Annotated in this window: 16 protein-coding genes; 8 read left to right on the top strand and 8 right to left on the bottom strand. The window is 72.6% G+C overall.

Annotated features, from left to right (window positions below):
- Positions 1-47: 47 nt before the first annotated feature.
- Entirely contained in the window at positions 48-434 is a 387-nt protein-coding gene (locus tag EW117_RS09030) for a DUF1304 domain-containing protein (protein ID WP_129785816.1), read from the bottom strand.
- Between the two features lie 156 nt (positions 435-590).
- Here EW117_RS09030 and EW117_RS09025 point away from each other — a divergent pair, with 156 nt between their 5' ends.
- Positions 591-1,508, top strand: coding sequence for an AraC family transcriptional regulator (locus EW117_RS09025; protein WP_165362604.1), 918 nt, complete (start codon positions 591-593; stop codon positions 1,506-1,508).
- On the opposite strand, the gene EW117_RS09020 is transcribed toward EW117_RS09025, so the two are convergent.
- From EW117_RS09020 to EW117_RS09010, 3 genes are all read right to left on the bottom strand, one after another.
- Positions 1,407-2,630: an MFS transporter gene (locus EW117_RS09020; protein WP_129785812.1), complete on the bottom strand. Its 1,224-nt coding sequence runs from the start codon at positions 2,628-2,630 to the stop codon at positions 1,407-1,409. The two genes, EW117_RS09025 and EW117_RS09020, sit on opposite strands and share 102 nt — an antisense overlap.
- 149 nt (positions 2,631-2,779) lie before the next feature.
- Positions 2,780-3,427 (bottom strand): DedA family protein, encoded by a 648-nt coding sequence (locus EW117_RS09015; RefSeq protein ID WP_207211812.1) that lies wholly within the window; start codon positions 3,425-3,427, stop codon positions 2,780-2,782.
- Between the two features lie 87 nt (positions 3,428-3,514).
- On the bottom strand, positions 3,515-3,952 hold the full coding sequence (locus tag EW117_RS09010) for an Lrp/AsnC family transcriptional regulator (protein ID WP_129785810.1): 438 nt from the start codon (positions 3,950-3,952) through the stop codon (positions 3,515-3,517).
- Between the two features lie 102 nt (positions 3,953-4,054).
- Between EW117_RS09010 and ddaH the strand changes: the two genes are divergently transcribed.
- Together ddaH and EW117_RS09000 are read left to right on the top strand one after the other, a co-directional pair.
- Complete coding sequence (gene ddaH / locus EW117_RS09005) at positions 4,055-4,993, top strand: dimethylargininase (protein WP_129785808.1); 939 nt, start codon at positions 4,055-4,057, stop codon at positions 4,991-4,993.
- Positions 4,990-6,018: an ornithine cyclodeaminase gene (locus EW117_RS09000; protein ID WP_129785806.1), complete on the top strand. Its 1,029-nt coding sequence runs from the start codon at positions 4,990-4,992 to the stop codon at positions 6,016-6,018. Before ddaH ends, EW117_RS09000 begins: the two co-directional genes overlap by 4 nt.
- Before the next feature lie 79 nt (positions 6,019-6,097).
- Here EW117_RS09000 and EW117_RS08995 read toward each other — a convergent pair whose 3' ends face one another.
- On the bottom strand, positions 6,098-7,600 hold the full coding sequence (locus tag EW117_RS08995) for a M81 family metallopeptidase (protein ID WP_129785804.1): 1,503 nt from the start codon (positions 7,598-7,600) through the stop codon (positions 6,098-6,100).
- A gap of 72 nt (positions 7,601-7,672) precedes the next feature.
- Positions 7,673-8,881 (bottom strand): ROK family transcriptional regulator, encoded by a 1,209-nt coding sequence (locus tag EW117_RS08990; RefSeq protein ID WP_242504175.1) that lies wholly within the window; start codon positions 8,879-8,881, stop codon positions 7,673-7,675.
- Between the two features lie 297 nt (positions 8,882-9,178).
- Here EW117_RS08990 and EW117_RS08985 point away from each other — a divergent pair, with 297 nt between their 5' ends.
- The 5 genes from EW117_RS08985 to EW117_RS08965 are packed head-to-tail and all read left to right on the top strand — an operon-like array spanning position 9,179 to position 15,569.
- Positions 9,179-10,987 (top strand): peptide ABC transporter substrate-binding protein, encoded by a 1,809-nt coding sequence (locus EW117_RS08985; RefSeq protein WP_129785799.1) that lies wholly within the window; start codon positions 9,179-9,181, stop codon positions 10,985-10,987.
- Between the two features lie 58 nt (positions 10,988-11,045).
- The gene (locus tag EW117_RS08980) at positions 11,046-12,026 is read left to right on the top strand and encodes an ABC transporter permease (protein ID WP_165362603.1); all 981 of its coding nucleotides are present in this window, start codon (positions 11,046-11,048) and stop codon (positions 12,024-12,026) included.
- A complete protein-coding gene (locus tag EW117_RS08975) occupies positions 12,023-12,859 on the top strand; it encodes an ABC transporter permease (protein WP_129785795.1) in 837 nt (278 codons plus the stop codon). Before EW117_RS08980 ends, EW117_RS08975 begins: the two co-directional genes overlap by 4 nt.
- The gene (locus EW117_RS08970; RefSeq protein ID WP_129785793.1) at positions 12,856-14,634 is read left to right on the top strand and encodes a dipeptide ABC transporter ATP-binding protein; all 1,779 of its coding nucleotides are present in this window, start codon (positions 12,856-12,858) and stop codon (positions 14,632-14,634) included. The genes EW117_RS08975 and EW117_RS08970 overlap by 4 nt, the downstream gene beginning before the upstream one ends.
- Positions 14,634-15,569, top strand: a complete 936-nt coding sequence (locus EW117_RS08965) for an ROK family protein (RefSeq protein ID WP_129785791.1) — start codon at positions 14,634-14,636, stop codon at positions 15,567-15,569. Before EW117_RS08970 ends, EW117_RS08965 begins: the two co-directional genes overlap by 1 nt.
- Positions 15,570-15,631: 62 nt before the next feature.
- Here EW117_RS08965 and EW117_RS08960 read toward each other — a convergent pair whose 3' ends face one another.
- Positions 15,632-16,957: a family 16 glycosylhydrolase gene (locus EW117_RS08960; RefSeq protein WP_129785789.1), complete on the bottom strand. Its 1,326-nt coding sequence runs from the start codon at positions 16,955-16,957 to the stop codon at positions 15,632-15,634.
- A gap of 264 nt (positions 16,958-17,221) precedes the next feature.
- Positions 17,222-17,641: an Hsp20/alpha crystallin family protein gene (locus EW117_RS08955; RefSeq protein ID WP_129785788.1), complete on the bottom strand. Its 420-nt coding sequence runs from the start codon at positions 17,639-17,641 to the stop codon at positions 17,222-17,224.
- Positions 17,642-17,731 lie beyond the last annotated feature (90 nt).

The following is a 17,731-nucleotide window of genomic DNA, read 5'->3' as shown; positions in this document are numbered from 1 at the left end:
GCGGTTCGACGGCCAGTAGGACAACAACGTGCCCGGCCTGGGGCGGGTCAGATCGTCAGGGCGATGATCAGGGCGATGACGCCCAGCAGCGGGACGAGGCCCTGCTTGAGCGCCGCGCCGCGCTTGGACGGGTCCGAGATCACCAGGACGAGCGCCGCCGCGACCATGGAGCCCGCGCCGGCAAACACGAGCGCCGCGCCCACCGCCGTCGACCCGGCGGCGGCCAGGACGATGCCCACCACCGTGACGATCGCGAGGAAGAGGTTGTAGTAGCCCTGGTTCAGGGCCAGGGGGCGCATCGCCTCGGCCTGCTCCGCCGTCATGCCGAACGTCGCCAGCGTCTTCCGGTCCGTCCAGGCGAAGGACTCCAGATAGAAGATGTAGACGTGGATCAGGGCCGCGAAACCCGAGAGGACAAGTCCGGCGATCAGCACTGTGGATTCCTTCTCGAGGCGGGCGTGTGATCGGCAGTATGTCAGGGGGAGGGCCGGGTCGGCGTGCCGGCCCCCGGGCAGGTTGGCCCGGGCCCGGAAGCGCCCGCCGGGAATAGGCAGCGCGTCTTCGTGGCTCGGACTCGTATGGAATGGGAGATGACCGCGCTGCGGCGCGAGCGGTTGCCCGCTGAGACGAGCCTGGTCCGGCCCGGCGCGCTCTGGGTCCTGGTCCTGTCCGGCGCCGCGACGCTCGAGACGGCGGGTGACCGCCGGACGATCCTGCCCGGCGACGCGGCGCTCGTCGACGCCCGGACGGCGCACCGGCTCACGGCCGACGTCGAGACCGACCTCGTGCACGGGGACCTGCGCCGAGCCGTCCCGTCCACGCCGCTGCCGAGCCCGCTGGTCCAGCGCGGTTTCGGCGAGGAGCACCCCGGCATCGTCGCCCTCGTGACGACCTGCCCCCTGTCGGTGGAGTGCAAGGTGGACCGCTTCGCGGCGGCCTACGCGAGCCTTCTCGGGGCGGCGATCCTGTCGCTGTGGCACCCGGCCGAGGACGGCGGCCACGTGGACGACGGGCGCGGCCCGGCCAGCGACGGGCGAGGCCCGGCGGGAGACGCGCAGGTCGCCGAGGTGGTGGCGGCCCTCGCGGCCCGGCCAGGAGAGCCGTGGACGCTGGACCGGATGGCCGGCCTGGTGCACCTGTCGCGCTCTGCACTGACCGAGCGGTTCCGCCGCGCGACCGGGCACAGCCCCATGCGGATGCTGCGGGAGGTGCGGATGAACCGCGCCCGCACGCTGCTCACCAAGCAGTGCCTGGCGGTCACGCGGGTGGCGTTCGAGGTGGGGTACGGATCGGTCGCCGCGTTCAGCCGGGCGTTCGCCGCGGACCACGGCGTCTCGCCGCTCGCGTGGCGTACCGGGCCCGACGCCGCGGCGTCGGGCCCGGCCCTGCCAGGCGCCGCCAGGGCGTCAGTCGCGGGGTATCCGCAGGAACGCCCAGCCGAGGCCCGCCGCCACCGCGGCTCCCGCGCCGACCAGCAGCAGCGACCGGACGCCGTACCCGTCCAGTAGCGCCCCGCCGAGTGCGGAGCCGACGGTGATCGCCACCTGGAAGGCGGTGACGATGAGCGACATCGCCGACTCGCTCCGTGCGGGCTCGACCCGCGCGCCCCAGAGCTGGACCATCACGGGGACCATGTTGAACGCGAAGCCCCACAGGACCACCGCGACGGTCAGCACCGGTACGGACGAGGCGGTCGCGCTGAGCACCAGCGCGGCGCCGAGCGCGATCGGCGCGGCCGCGGCCAGCGGTCGCAGCCAGCGCGCGAGCATCCCGGCCACGATCGTGCCCGTGACGGCGCCGACGCCCCATGCCAGCAGCATCCAGGTGGTGGCGCCGGGATCGATGCGGTCGATCGCGAGGCGGATGTACGGGTAGGCCGCGAAGTTGCCGAGGGCGACCAGCACCACGCAGCCGAGGCCGGCCAGGAGCTTCCTGTTGCGTAGGGCCTCGCGCAGCATCTGCAGGCCCGCCGTCGGGTGGGCGGGGACGGAGGGCATGGTCACGGCGAGCGCGACCGCGCTGATCGCGCAGAGGACGGCGGCGCCCGCGAACGCCGTCCGCCAGCCGACGGCGTCGCCCACTATCGAGCCGAGCGGGACGCCGAGCACTGTCGCGATGCTGACCCCGAACGAGATCGCGGACGACACGAGGCGGTCCTTGCCGGGGACGGCGTGGGTGCCGACGCCGAAGGCGAACGACCAGTACCCGGCGATCGCGACGCCGAGCAGGAGGCGGCCGATCAGCAGCACGGCGAAGCTGGGTGCGACGGCGACTGCGAGGTTCGACAGGGTGGCGGCGGCGAGCAGGCCGAGCATGACCTTGCGCCGGTCGGCCCGGGGGAGCAGGACCGCGATGCTCGGCGCCGTGAAGGCCCCGGCGATCGCCGTGGCGGCCACGGCGAGGCCCGCCGTGCCCTCGCTCACGCCGATGTCGGCCGCGAGGCCCGGCAGGACGCTCGCGGGCAGGAACTCGCTCGCGACCAGGATCGCGATCCCGGAGGCGAGCGCGATGACAGGTGACCAGGTCGTACGGGGCGGGGAGCTCGACGGGGCAACTAGTACGTCGGCCGGGGTGTCCGGCGGGGAGGGCTGTGCGGGCACGCCGGCCGAGGTTGTGCTCTGGGTTGGCATGGTCCAAGCCTGGGCGCCGCGCGTGCACGGCGGTTGATCCCCTGACGCTCGCTGTTGATCTCCCGGCCGAGAGCGGCACATGTCCGAGCGATCGGTAGAACGTCAGGTAGTCGGTACCTCGGACTGCCGGCTACCTGACCTTCTGCCGATCACTCGGCCGGCGCTTCTGCCGCGCGCCCCGCGCGGTCCTGGCGGTAGGCGCGGATGCCTGCCACCACTGACGCCGCTATGACCACGCCCGCTACCACGTACGCGATGGGGCGGACCGACGGGTCCGACGCCGCGTAGTACCCGAGCACCGTGATGAGCATGCCCCAGGTCACCGCGCCGAAGATGTTCGCCGTGAGGAACCGCAGGTAGGGCATCCCCGCGACGCCCGCGATGACCGGCACGAACACGCGCGCCCAGGGCATGTACCGGCCGATCACCACGGACCACCAGCCGAACAGGTCGTAGAACTTCTCCGTGCGCACCACCGTGGCCTGCACCCAGCGGCCCCTGCGGGAGCTCAGGTACGGCCGGCCGTACTTGCGGCCGAGCAGGAACGCGACCTGGTCGCCCGCCACGGCGGCGACGCCGACGCCGATCGCGAGCACCCAGATGTCTATGCGGTCGGTGCTCCCGGCCACGATGCCCGCGCCGAACAGCAGGCCGTCGCCGGTGAGGAACGGGATGAAGACGCCGACGAAGAACGCCGTACCGACGAACACGAGGCCCCAGACCACGAGGTAGAACGCCAGCGGGCCGAGCACGTCCAGCCAGCCGGCGACGTCGTCGGACACCGTGGTTCGGATCATCGTGGGCGTCCTCCGGTCCTCGCGGAACATCCTGGTTAGGACAGCCTAATTGCTGTGGAGACCGCCCCGTCCGTGGCGCCCGTCACGTCACGCGCCCGGCCGGTCGACGACCCGGGACATGACCAGCGCCGTGCGGGTCTTGACCACGTGGGTGACCGTGCGGATGCGCTCCACCGTGCGCTCGATCTCCTCCATGCTCGTGGCCATGACGTGCACCATCGCGTCGGCGTCGCCGGTCACCGTGGAGACCCGGACCACCTCCGGGATCGGGGCGAAGTCGCGCTCGAGCACCTTGGGTGACACGATCCCGGAGCAGAAGATCTCGACGTACCCCTCGAGGATCCAGCCCATCGCCTGTGGGTCCACGCGCACGGTGAACCCGGCGATCTCCCCGCGGGCCAGCATGAGGTCCACCCTGCGCTTCACGGCGGGCGCCGAGAGCCCGACGGCGCTGCCCACCTCCTGGTAGGTGGCGCGCCCGTCGCGCAGCAGCTCTCCGACGATCGCGCGGTTCACGGCATCCATGAACGAATCGTTCAACATGGCGTGCGATTCCGCAAGAATCCGTGGCTGGATGCGCAACGAATGCACACCTGTTGTGAATCGGTGCTGCCTTAGCCTCGCGGCATGACGCAGACCACCGCGCAGCTGCCGCACACCACCGCGCAGCGGACCGCCACGCCGCGGCACTACCTCATGTGCCCGCCCACGTACTTCGACGTCGTCTACGCCATCAACCCGTGGATGGACCCGTCCTCGCCCGTCGACACCGCCAAGGCGCTCGCCCAGTGGGAGGCGCTGCGCGCCGCCTACGAGGCCCGCGGCCACCGGGTCGACGTCATCGAGCCCGAGCCCGGCCTGCCCGACATGGTCTACGCGGCCAACGGGGGCATCGTCGTCGGCGGGCGGGCGCTCGCGGCCCGGTTCACGTTCCCCGAGCGCGCGGCCGAGGGGCCCGCGTACGACCGCTGGTTCGACACCGCGCCGGCGTCGGCCTACCGCCGGCTGGGCGAGGCCGTCGAGACCATGGAGGGCGAGGGCGACCTGCTGCTCGTCGGCAAGGTGCTGCTCGCGGGAACCGGCTTCCGCACGACGCCGGCCGGGCACGCCGAGGTCGCCGAGCGCCTGGAGCTCGCGGCGCAGGGGATCGAGCTGGTCCCGCTCGAGCTGGTCGACCCGCGCTACTACCACCTCGACACGGCGCTGTCCGTGCTCGACGACGGCGCCGTCTCCGGCGAGACCGTCGTCGCCTACCACCCGGAGGCGTTCAGCCCCGCCGCCCAGGAGACGCTGCGCGGCCTGTTCCCCGACGCGATCCTCGTCGGCGCCGACGACGCCGCGGTGCTCGGCCTGAACGTCGTCTCCGACGGGCTGCACGTGTTCCTCAGCGACCGTGCCCGCGACTACGCCGACGCGCTCAAGGAGCGCGGGTTCGTGCCCGTCGGCATCGACCTGTCCGAGATCTTCAAGGGCGGCGGCTCGGTCAAGTGCTGCACGCTCGAGCTGCGTCCGGCGTCGGACGACGCCGGTGCCATGACCGTCAACCCTGAGGAGACCCAGCGATGACCACAGTCCCGTACCTCGACGTCGCCGCCACCGCCCGGTGGGTGGCCCGCCGCGGCCCGGAGGCCGCGATCGCCGCCCTCACGGACGCGCTGGAGCGCGACTTCGCGCGCTGGCCCGAGCTCGACAAGCGGCCGCGCATCGCGTCGCACTCGACGGAGGGCGTCATCGAGCTGATGCCCACCTCCGACGCGGAGACCTACGGGTTCAAGCTGGTCAACGGGCACCCGCTCAACCCGTCGCTCGGGTTTCAGACGGTGACGGCGATCGGCATGCTCGCCTCCGTGCGCAACGGCTACCCGACGTTCCTCGCCGAGATGACGCTGCTCACCGCGCTGCGCACGGCCGCGACGTCGGCCCTCGCCGCCCGGTACCTGGCGCCGGCCGAGTCCCGGACGCTGGCCCTGATCGGCTGCGGCTCGCAGGCCGAGTTCCAGGCGCTCGGCATGCGCGCGGAGCTGGGCATCGAGACGCTGCGGATCTTCGACGTCGACCGCGACGCGATGGACAAGCTGGCGCGGCACGCCAAGGCACTCGGCTTCGACGTCGTCCTGGCCGACGATGCCGCCGACGCGGCCCGCGGCGCCGACGTCATCACGACGTGCACCGCGGACAAGCAGAACGCGACGGTGCTGCAGGACGCCGATGTGTCGGGTGGGGTGTTCATCAACGCGATCGGCGGCGACTGCCCGGGCAAGACCGAGCTGGACCCGGCGATCGTCGCGCGGGCGAGCGTGTTCGTCGAGCTCCCGGAGCAGACCCGGATCGAGGGGGAGATCCAGCGCCAGGCGCCCGACTTCCCCGTCACCGAACTGTGGCAGGTCGTCACGGGTGCGGCGCCGGGGCGGCAGAGCGCCGAGGAGCTGGTGGTGTGGGACTCCGTCGGCTTCGCCGTGGAGGACTGGACCGCGCTGAAGTTCGTGCTCGAGGACGTGACGGCGAACGCCCCGGAGCTCCTCGGCCACCTGGACCTGATCGCGGAACCGGAGAACCCGAAGGACCTGTTCTCCCTGGTCGCGAACTCCTGACCCCCTTTGTTGTGGGCGTGATCGTTGCGACTACCTGCCCGTTTTAGGCGCAACGATCCCGCCCACAACAAAGCCGGGGTTAGAGGAGGGTGGCGCGGAGCGGAGGTTCTTCCGCGAACTCGTGGAACGGGTGGGTCGGGGTGGTGAGGCGGTGGTGGCCCAGGCGGAGCAGGTCCTGGTCGACGCCGCCCGGGGTGAGCATGAGCATCCAGTCGGCGGCCATGTCGTAGAGGTCGGGCTCCAGGTAGCCGATCTTGACGACGACGACGTCGGTGTTGCGCGGGTCCAGGCCCAGCACCGTGAAGTCGGACTCCAGGTGGTACGGCTTGCGCCGCTCCGTGAGGATCACGCGCAGTCCTCCGACCCGCACGACGGCGACGATACCGGCGTCCGGGTCGCCCTCGCTGACGTGCTCGACGACGCCGCCCAGCCGGACCGGCCCGTGCGGGCCGTCGTCGACCCGGGCGCCCGCCTCGACGTCGACGGCCGCGCCCGGGCCGTGCTCGGCCCAGGCCTTCGCGACCTCGCGCGCGGCCGCGGCGTCGGGCAGCGAGGCGTAGATCGCGGTGTGGCCGCCCTCTTCCGGCGAGGCCGCGAAGGCCGGCTCGGCCAGCAGCCGCGCCAGCGTCCAGGTGACGTCCCCTGCGCCGCCGGCGGTCGGGTTGTCGCCCGAGTCGGACAGGAAGTACGGCCGCGCGGTGCTCGCCAGGGCCGTCGCGACGCACGCCTCGTACGGCGCGGCGGGCGCGACGAACGCGAACTCGTCCCGCGCGTCCCAGTACCGCCGGCCCAGCCGCTCGGCCTCTCGCACGATCACGTCCTCGTCGTCGCCCGTGACGACGACGGCGGCCCGGCAGCTCGGCTCGTCGGCCCACGCGTACCCGACCCACAGCGCGGCGTCGACCACGCCCGGCAGCTCGGCCACGCGCGCGACATCCGCGTAGATCGACGCGGCCGGCTCGATCCGGGTGCTCGTCTTCTCGCCCGGGAGCAGCACGGGCACCTGCAGCCACGCCTTGCTCGGGGCGCCGCCTTCCCGTAGCCGGGAGAGCAGGTTCGCGGCCGCGCGCTCGCGCGTCTCCCACGCGTCCTCGTGCGGGGCCATGCGGTAGCACGTGATCAGGTCGCTCACCTCGGCCAGCTCCCGCGGCACGTTGCCGTGCAGGTCCATGGTGGTGCTGATCAGCGTCCCGGGCCCGACGGCGGCGCGCACGGCCGCCGCGAGGTCCGACTCGGCGTCGTCCATGCCGACGACGGTCATCGCGCCGTGGATGTCCAGCAGCAGGCCGTCGTACGCGCCGTGCTCGGCCTGCTGGGTGCGCAGGGTCGCGACGATCTCGTCGCGCACCGCCGCGTAGACGTCGGCGGGCACGGCGCCGCCGGGCAGCGAGCGCGCGTGCAGCACGCCGGTCCAGGCAGCGGCGTCGCGCAGCGGGGCGCCGTCGGCGAGGAACGGGTAGTGCGCCACGAGCTCGCCGCCGCGGCGGAGCGTGAACGCCTCCCATCCGGAGCGGTGCGGCGAGAACGTGCTGGACTCGATCGACATGCCGGCGATCGCGACCCGCGGGCGGGTGTTCGTCATCGTGGTCCTTCCGGTTTGTGGGGGCGGTGGGCGGTGGGCGGGGATAAGACGGAGCAGCGGCGCCCGACGGCGTCAGCCCGCCAGGGCGTGCGGCACGAGTGCGTCCTCCAGGAGGCGGCCCACGCCCACGAGGTTCGCGTCGGCACCCAGGGCGGACGGCGCGATCACCAGGTCGCGGGTCATGAGCGGGTGCGCGCCCTCGTAGATCTGGCTGCGGATCGCCGAGACGAACGGCTCCAGCGTGGACAGGGCGCCGCCCAGGTAGACGGCGCCCGGGTTGAAGAAGTTGACCACCGCGCACAGCACCTCGCCGAGGTGCCGCCCGGCGGTGCGGGTCAGGGTGGTCGCCACCGGCTCCGCGTCGCGGACGAGGTCGAGCACGTCGGCGGTCGCGGCGACGTCGTACCCCTGCTCGCGGAGCAGCCGCACCAGCGCCGCGCCCGAGGCGACCGTCTCCAGGCAGCCGCGGTTGCCGCACGAGCAGGGTGTGTCGCCCGCGGCGGGGATCCGCGTGTGCGTGATGTCGCCCGCGGCGCCGCCCGCGCCGCGGTGCAGCCGGTCGTCGACCAGGATCCCGGCGCCGATCGCGCTGCCCGCCTTGACGGACACGGTGTGCCGGGTCCGGCGCGGGTGCCCGAAGTGCTCGCCGACGGCCATCGCGTTGGCGTCGTTCTCGACCACGGCGGGGACGCCCAGGGCATCCTCGAGCCAGGAGCCGACGTCGAATCCCGACCACCCGGGCATCCGCGACGGGGAGTCGAGGGCGCGGCGGGCGACGTCGACCGGGCCTGGCAGGGAGATGCCGACGCCGAGCAGGCGGCCACCGTCCGCGCTCGCCCCGCTGCCGGGAGCGCCGGCGCCCGCCTCGGAACCGAGCGTGCCCGCCAGCTCCCGCAGCGCGGTCGTGACCTGCGTCAGCACCGGTTCGGGGCCGTCGGCTATCGCGAGCGCGACCTCCGTCGTCGTGGCGAGCTCGCCGCCGTGCCGCAGGATCCCGAGGCGGGCGTGCGTACCGCCGACGTCGACGACGCCGAGGTAGCCGGTGCTGCCCGGCACGCGCAGCGCCCGCGGGCGCCGTCCGCCGCTGGACGCGCCCTCGCCCGTCTCCTCCAGGACGCCGGACGCCAGCATCGCCTGCACGCGCTGCGACACGGTGGACGGCGCGATGCCGAGCGACTCGGCGATCTCCTTGCGGGACCGGGCGCGCCCGCTCGACACGAGCACGAAAATCTCCCGCTCGAGCCGCGGGGCGGCGACGCGGGGACGCGCGAACTGCGCCACGGACATCCTCCCTCTCTCGTCCGGAGCCTCGTCCGGAAACTGCACCAGAGCGCGCCCGGGACCGCGTCCCGAACTTTGGCCAGATCTGGAACAACTGCTGGCACGAGTCTGCACCACGTCGCAGCAGGTCCCGGCCCCGGGGGCTTTTTGCGGGGGCGAATTAACAGGCTTGTTACGGATCCGGCATAGATCCCCACAACTTGGTACGTCTACGGTTCTGGATTATTCGGCCGCCGAATCAAGTCTCCACGACCCGAGGCTCTTGCATCGACGGCGCCGCAACTCAAGGAGACCCAGATGCGCACCACGCATGCCGGACGGGCCACACGGCTGGCCGTCGGTGCGGTCGCCGCCGTCGCCCTCCTCGCCGGATGCTCGACGTCCTCCGGTGCGGACGGGGCGGCCGGCCGCACCGACGTGAACTACGCCCTGCCCGCCAACGCGACCCCGAACTGGATAGTCCCGCTGGGCATCGCGGGCAAGCTCGCGACGCACAACTCCGCCATCATGCGCACCCTCTGGGAGCCGCTCGTCGCGTACGACGGCTCCGAGGGTGAGGTGGGGCGGGTCGCGCAGGCAGACCTCGCCGACGAGATCACCTTCTCCGAGGACGGCCGCACCGCGACCATCACCCTCGACGACCGCACCTGGAGCGACGGCGAGCCCGTCACCTCGGCGGACGTGAAGTTCTGGTTCGACCTCGTGAAGGCCAACACCGACGTCTGGGCAAGCTACTCCGAGGGCCGCATGCCCGACAACGTCACCGACGTCGCCACCCTCGACGACAAGACCGTCGAGCTCACCTTCGACAAGGTCTACAACCCGGAGTGGCTCCAGGCCTCCCAGCTCACCCTCGTCGTGCCACTGCCCGCGCACGCCTGGGCCAAGACCACCGACGACGAAGAGCCCGACCCGGCACTCGCGGAGACCGAGAAGGGCGCGAAGGCGATCTTCGACTACCTGGTCACGCAGAGCGAGGACCTGAGCACCTACGAGTCCAACCCCCTGTGGCAGACCATCAACGGGCCCTACTCGCTGACCGGGTTCACCGACGCCGGCCAGGTCGAGCTGACCAAGAACGAGAAGTACGACGGCGACGACGCCGCCTCGATCACCACGGTCAACCTCCTGCCGTACACGTCGACGGACGCCGAGGTGAACGCCGTCCGCTCCGGCGCCGTCGACTACGGCTACATCCCGACGACCGGCCTGGACGCCCCGGAGCAGTACGAGCAGCTCGGCTACACGGTCGAGCCGTGGGCGGGCTGGTCGATCACGTACATGCCGTACAACTTCAACCACCCCGAGATGGGCCCGGTGTACCGCCAGCTCTACGTGCGCCAGGCGCTGCAGCACCTCGTGGACCAGGAGCAGATCTCCGACGTCATCTGGAAGGGCGCCGCCCTGCCCGGCTACGGCCCCGTGCCGCAGAACCCCGAGAGCGACTTCCTCTCCGACGAGCAGAAGGAGAACCCGTACCCGTTCGACCCGGAGGCCGCGGCCACGCTGCTGGCCGACCACGGCTGGACCGAGGGCTCGGACGGCGTGCTGGAGTGCACATCGCCGGGTGACGGCGACGACCAGTGCGGCGACGGCGTCAAGAAGGGGCAGAAGCTCGCGATCACCATCCTGGCGCAGAGCGGCTCGGCCGAGACCGACAACATGTTCGCCGAGATCAAGTCGACCTTCGACCAGGCCGGCGTCGCCGTCGCCATCGAGACGGCGCCCCTGAACACGGTGCTCTCGTCCATTCCCCGGTGCACCGCGGACCAGCCCGAGTGTGACTGGGAGCTGCCGTTCTTCGGCACGGCGGGCAGCTGGTACTTCGGCGGCTACCCGAGCGGCGAGCGGGTGTTCGGCACGGAGGCGGCGTCCAACTTTGGCTCCTACTCCGACGAGGAGCTCGACACCCTCATGCGCGACTCCACCGAGAGCACCGACGCGTCCGTGATGCGGGAGTACTCGAAGTACGGCGCCGAGAACCTGCCGGTCATGTGGCTGCCGAACCCCGTGTACCAGGTGTCGGTGATCAAGGACGGCCTGGAGGGCACCACGCAGGACCCGCTCGCCAGCTTCCACCCACAGCGCTGGAGCTGGGCCGGCTGAGATGACGACAGCCATACCCGCTGCGTCCGGAACCCCCGGAGCCGAAGCTGCCGCGCCAGTGCCCGTCAGGGCGCAGCGCGGCGGCTTCGGCCGCTTCCTGATCCGGCGCGTGCTGCAGGCGCTCGCCGTGGTCCTCGTGGTCAGCGTGATCGTGTTCGCGCTGCTGCACGCGCTGCCGGGCGGCCCGGCCCGCGGCGTCCTCGGCCAGCAGGCCACGCCCGAGCAGATCGCCGCGTTCGAGGCCGCGAACGGCCTGGACCAGCCGGTGGTCCTGCAGTACCTGTCGTTCCTGGGACGCTCCCTGACCGGGGACCTCGGCGAGTCGTACCTGCTGAACCAGTCCGTCGCCGACGCGATCGGCCTGCGCTTGCCCAAGACCCTGCTGCTGACCGGTCTGTCGCTGGTCGTCGCGGTGCTCGTCGCGCTGCCCGTCGGCGTCTACCAGGCCGTGCGCCGCAACCGCGCCGTCGACTACTGGCTCTCGACCCTCGCGATCGTCGCCTACTCGACCCCCACGTTCTTTCTCGGGATGCTCCTGATCCTGCTGCTCAGCCAGACCGCAGGGCTGTTCCCGGCCGCCGCGCCGCAGGGCAACGGGGTCCTGGACGTGCTGTCCCAGCCCGCCGGGCTCGTGCTGCCCGTGCTCACCGGCGCCGTGCCGATCGTGGCGACCTTCAGCCGCTACATGCGGTCGTCGACCCTGGACAACCTCGGCGAGGACTACGTGCGCACCGCCCGAGCCAAGGGCACCGCCTACCGGGCCGTGGTGCTCAGGCATGTGCTGCGCAACTCGCTGACGCCGGTGGTCGCGATGCTCGGCTACTACCTGCCGGTCATGTTCGGCGGCGCGCTCGTCGTCGAGCAGCTCTTCAACTACCCCGGCATGGGCCTGCTGTTCTGGAGCGCCGCGCAGAGCAGCGACTTCCCGGTGCTGCTCGGCTGCGTGCTCGTCATCTCGGTGGCCACGGTGGTCGGCTCCCTGCTCGCCGACGTCGTACAGGCGCTCCTGGACCCGCGCACCCGCGGAGGCATGCGATGACCGCCCTACGCCGGTTCGCCACCAACCGGCTCGCCGTCGTGGGCGCGGTGGCGCTCGCGGTCCTGGTGCTGTTCGCCGTGCTGGGCCCGCTGGTCTACCCCACGGAGCAGGTGGCGACCGACCTCGGTGCCGCCAACCTGCCGCCCGGCGTCGACGGGCACCCGCTGGGCACGGACGCGCTCGGTTACGACAACCTGGGCCGGCTCATGGTCGCCGGCCGGGTGTCGCTGCTGGTCGGGGTCCTGGCGGGGGCGCTCGCAACGGTGGTCGGCACGCTCTGGGGCGCGGTCGCCGGGTACGTGGGCGGCGTCGTGGACGCCGTCATGATGCGGGTGGTCGACGCCGGTATCGCGATCCCCGCGATCTTCCTGCTGCTCGTGCTCTCCACGATCGTGCGGCCCACGGTCGGGATGATGATCGTCGTGCTGGGCCTGGTGTCGTGGCTGGTGCCGGCCCGGCTGATCCGGGCGGAGGCGCTGTCGGTCAAGACCCGCGACTACGTCGTGGCCGCCCGCGCGATGGGCGCCACGCACCGCCGTACGGTCCTGTCGCACGTCATCCCGAACACCGTCGGCACCGTGGTCGTGAACGCGACCTTCCAGGTGGCCGACGCCATCCTGCTCGTCGCGTACATCAGCTTCCTCGGGATGGGCATCCAGCCGCCCACCACCGACTGGGGCGCGATGCTCAACGACGGCATCAACTACATCTACCAGGGCGCGTGGTGGCTCATCCTGCCGCCGGGCCTCGCGATAGTGATCGTCGTCTGCGCCCTGAACTTCGTGGGCGACGGGCTGCGGGACGTCGTCGACGTGAAGGGGAGGACGGCATGAGCGCGCCCACATCAGGGACCGGCGGGGAGACGCCGGCCGACGACGTCGTCCTGCGCATCCGGGACCTGAACGTCACCTTCACGACCGGCTCCGGCGACGTGCCCGCCCTCCGCGGCATCGACCTCGAGGTGCGGCGCGGCCGGGTGGTCGCGCTGGTGGGCGAGTCGGGCTCCGGCAAGAGCGTCACCTCGCTCTCCGTGCTGGGCCTGCTGCCGTCGACGGCGCGGATCACCGGCTCGGTGGAGCTCGCCGACGGCGGCCGGCTGCGCGACGTCGCCGCGGCCGCCGAGGACGAGCTCGTGGACCTGCGAGGGCGCGTCGTGTCCATGGTCTTCCAGGAGCCGATGACGGCGCTCAACCCGACCATGACCCTGGGCGACCAGATCGCCGAGGCGGTGCTCAACCACGAGCGCGTGCCGCGCGCTGCCGCGCGGGAACGGGCCGTTGAGCTGCTCCGGTCGGTCGGCATCCCGGAGCCGGAGCGGCGCGCGCGCCAGTACCCGCACGAGCTGTCCGGCGGCCAGCGGCAGAGGGTCGTCATCGCCATCGCGCTGGCCTGCGAGCCACGCCTGATCGTCGCCGACGAGCCGACGACGGCGCTCGACGTCACCGTACAGGCGGAGATCCTCGACCTGCTGCGCGAGCTGGTCGCGCAGCGGGACACCGCGCTGCTGCTGGTCACGCACAACATGGGCGTGGTCGCCGACATCGCCTCCGATGTAGCCGTGATGAAGGGCGGCCGGATCGTCGAGCACGGGCCGGTGGAGCAGGTGCTGCTCGCGCCGGAGCACGAGTACACGCGCACCCTGCTCGACGCCGTCCCGGCGGTCCCGCCGGCGAGCCGCGAAGCAAGGGTTCGCGAAGTTGAGCGTGTGTCCAGCGAGGTGGTGCTTGACCTGCGGGGGGTCAGCCTGGACTACCGGGTGCAGGGCCGGCACGTGCGCGCGGTCGACGCCCTCGACCTGACCGTGCGGGCGGGCGAGATGCTGGGCTTGGTCGGGGAGTCCGGCTCGGGCAAGTCGACGGCGGGGCGCGCCTGCCTGGGGCTGCTGGCGCCGTCCGAGGGCGAGGTGCTGCTGCTCGGCACGTCCGTGGCGAAGGCCCGGGGCCGAGCGCGCAGGCGCCTGCTGGCCGACGTCGGCGTCGTGTTCCAGGACCCGGGCGCCTCACTGGACCCGCGCAAGCTCGTGGGCGAGTCGGTGGCGGAGCCGCTGGCCATCCACGGCCGTGACGGCCGGCGCCTGTCGGCCGCCGAGCGTCACGCGCGGGTGCGCGAGCTGCTGGACGCCGTGCGGTTGCCCGCCGGCGCGGAGCGCCGCTACCCGCACGAGTTCTCCGGCGGGCAGCGCCAGCGCATCGGCCTCGCGCGCGCCCTGGCGCTGCGGCCGCGACTCCTCGTGGCGGACGAGCCCACCAGCGCGCTCGACGTGTCGGTGCAGGCGGAGGTGCTGCAGGTGCTGCGCGACTTGCACGACGAGCTGGGGTTCGGCTGCCTGTTCATCAGCCACGACCTCGGCGTCGTGCACGAGCTGACCGACCGGGTGGCCGTACTGCGCGCCGGGCGCCTCGTCGAGAGCGGCCCGACCGCCGATGTGTTCGGCGCGCCGCGCGAGCTGTACACGGCCGAGCTGCTGGCGTCCGTCCCGACGCCGGACCCGGCGGCGCAGCGGGAGCGGCGTGCGGCCCGGCACCGGCTCGCGTCCGGCGTGGTGGTCGGCGTCGGCCCGGACACGGCTCCCGGTTCGAGCGCTGCCCCCGGTTCAGGCGCCGCCTGATGACGGACGGGCCCACAGCGGGCGTCGACATCGGCGGAACCAAGATCCGCGCCGCAGTCGTCATGCCCGGCGGCGAGGTGCTCACCTCGGCGACCGCGCCGACGCCGTCGGGCGGCGCGGCGATGCTCGACGTCGCCGCCGCGCTGGTCGAACGGGCGGCGGCCTCGGCGGGCGTGCGGGTGGCGGCGGTCGGCGTCGGTGCGGCCGGCGTCGTCGACCCCGCGACGGGCGAGGTGCTGGCCGCGAGCGACACCTTTGCCGGATGGATCGGCACGAACGTGCGCACCGGCCTCGGATCCCGCACGGGGCTGCCCGTCGTCGTCGCGAACGACGTCGACTCCTTCCTCGTGGGCGAGGCGACCTGGGGCGCGGTCCGCGGAGTCGGCTCGGCGGCGGGCATAGCGCTCGGCACGGGCGTGGGAGGAGCGTTGTGGCTGGACGGCGCGCTGTACCGCGGTGCGGGAGCGGCCGGGGAGATCGGGCACATGCCCGGGTTCGGTGACGCGGCGTGCACGTGCGGCCAGCGCGGGCACCTCGAGACGCTGGCCTCGGGCCGATCGGTGGAGCGCCGGTACGGGGAGCTCGTCGGTGGGGTCGGCGTCGGTGGGGTCGGCGCCGGTGGTGTCGGCGCCGCGGAGATCGAGGCCCGCGCCCGTGTGGGGGACCCGACGGCGGCCCGGGTGTTCGCCGACGCCGGCCACGCCGTCGGTTCGGCGGTGCTCGTGCTGGCGGCGCTGCTCGACGTCGGGCACGTGGTGGTGGGCGGCGGGCTGGCCCGCGCCTGGGACCTGCTGGAACCCGCGCTCCTGGCCCGGCTGCGTGACGAGCCGCCCGTGTCGGGGCACACGATCGAGGTACGCCCGGCGCTCCTCGGAGCCGACGCGACCGTGGTGGGCGCCGCCGCCCTCGCCCTTTCCGCCACTTCTTGGTTGTGAGCGTGATCGTTGCGAATCTCTGCCCGTTTTAGGCGCAACGATCACGCCCACAACCACTGGGTTTATGGGAGGGCCCAGCGCTGGACGGCGCTCCCGTCGCAGTTGGCGATCTCGGTGCGGGTGCCGTCGTTCTGCACCCGGCCGACCGGCTGCAGGCAGCGTCCGGACTGCGGGTTGCGCAGCGCCTGGGTGCCGCTCGTGTGGGTCCACTGCTGGGCGCCCGTCCCGTTGCAGTCCCACAGCTGGACAGGGGTGCCCGCCGCGGTGCCCCCACCTGCGACGTCGAGACACTTGCCGAGCGCCCGGACCGTGCCGTCCGAGCCGACTGTCCACTGCTGGGCCGCGTTGCCGTTGCAGGTTGCGAGCTGGATGGGCGTGCCGTTGGCCGTGTTCGCACCGGCGACGTCGAGGCAGATCCCGTTGCTCGCGGTGACCGTGCCGGTGCGGCTGCCGCCCCCGCCGCCCGTGGAGTCGTAGACGCGGACGTAGTCGACGACCATCTGCTGCGGGAACTGCGTGGTGCCGTCCGGGTACCCGGGCCAGTTGCCGCCGACGGCGACGTTCAGGATGAAGAAGAACGGCTGGTTGAAGACCCAGGGATTGCTCCCGGTGTTCGCCGGGGTGAACGTCTGGTAAGCGTTCCCGTCCACGAGCCAGGTGATCGAGTTGGGGCTCCAGTCGATCGCGAAGGTGTGGAAGTCGTCGGCGAACGACCAGCCCTGCGGGTGCATGTAGTGCCCGGTGATCGGATTGCCGCCCGAGTAACCCGGGCCGTGCAGCGTGCCGTGCACCAGGTGCGGCTCGCGGCCGATGTTCTCCATGATGTCGATCTCGCCGGAGTTGGGCCACGGTGTGCCCGGGAACTGGCCGCCGAGCATCCAGAAGGCGGGCCAGATGCCCTGCCCGCGCGGGATCTTGATCCGGGCCTCGAGGCGGCCGTACTGCGGCTGGACCTTTCCCTTGGTCGTCAGCCGGGCGGAGGTGTAGCCGCCGTTGCCGTCCTGCCGGGCGGTGATGACGAGGTTGCCGTTGCCGTCCAGTGCGGAGTTCTGCCGGGAGCTGGTGTAGTTCTGCAGCTCGTTGTTGCCCCAGCCGCCGGCGCCGGTCTCGAAGTTCCAGTTCGCGCCGTCGGGTGCGCTGCCCGCGGCGCCGTTGAACTCGTCGGACCAGGTCAGGGCGGCCGTGACAGCCTCGGCGGACTGGGCGGACTCGGCGGACTGGGCGGACTCGGCGGACTGAGCGGTTCGGCCGCCTCCGCCGTCGGGCGCCACTCCGGCGCCCGTCCGGGGCGCCGCCGCCGAGGCCGCGAGCGAGGCCGACAGGACCAGTGCCAGGGCGGCGGCCGCCGTCAGTGCGGTGCGGGTGGTGCGGTGTCTCGTGCTACGCATCGAACGCTCCTTCGCGAACATGTCCCTCCCGCCGCACGGAACAGCGCGACAGGCATAGCTGCAGCAGTCGCGCGTGCCCCCTGTGCCACGGGCGATGCGTGAGTGTTGACGAAACGGTGCTCACGAGAAGTATTCGGGGCCGTCCCGCGGCGCACAACGGGCGGACCAGCACATACGGGTTTTCCCCGACGTCGTCCCACGGCAACGCAGACGGCGCCCGACCGCGGGTGCGGTCGGGCGCCGTCGGGAAGCCGGCTGAGGTGATCAGGCGGCGGTGGTGACCTCGATGCGCTGTGGCGTCGTGCCGGCGAAGACGCCCGGCACGGTGACCGTCAGCACGCCAGCGTCGTAGGACGCGCGGACGGCGTCGCCGTCCACGGCCTTCGGCAGCGTGACGGTGCGGCGGAAGGCGCCGAAGCGGACCTCCGAGATGCGGCGGCCCTCGGACTCCTCCGAGCGCTGGTCCTTGCGCTCGCCGCGCACGACGAGCCTGCGGCCCTCGACCTCGACGGTGATGTCGCCGGCCGGGTCGACGCCCGGCAGGTCGAGGCGGGCGACGAGGTCCTCGCCCTCACGGTAGACGTCGGCCGCGGGCACGGGGCCCTCGGCGGCGAGCTGCTGGCTCCACGGGTCGCGGAGCCAGGTGCGGGCGAACGGGGAACGAGTTGTCAGAACGGTGGTCATGGTGTTCTCCTCCGGATGGGATTGATGTCAGTCTCAACCTGAGTCGACCCGACTCAATTTCCGGGTTCGCCGACGGCGGACGACGTCGGT

The sequence above is a fragment of the Promicromonospora panici genome (genome assembly GCF_900608595.1).
GTDB classification, from domain to species: domain Bacteria; phylum Actinomycetota; class Actinomycetes; order Actinomycetales; family Cellulomonadaceae; genus Promicromonospora; species Promicromonospora panici.
Note: the sequence above shows the minus strand (reverse complement) of the source record. Positions and strands in the feature narration are given on the sequence as shown.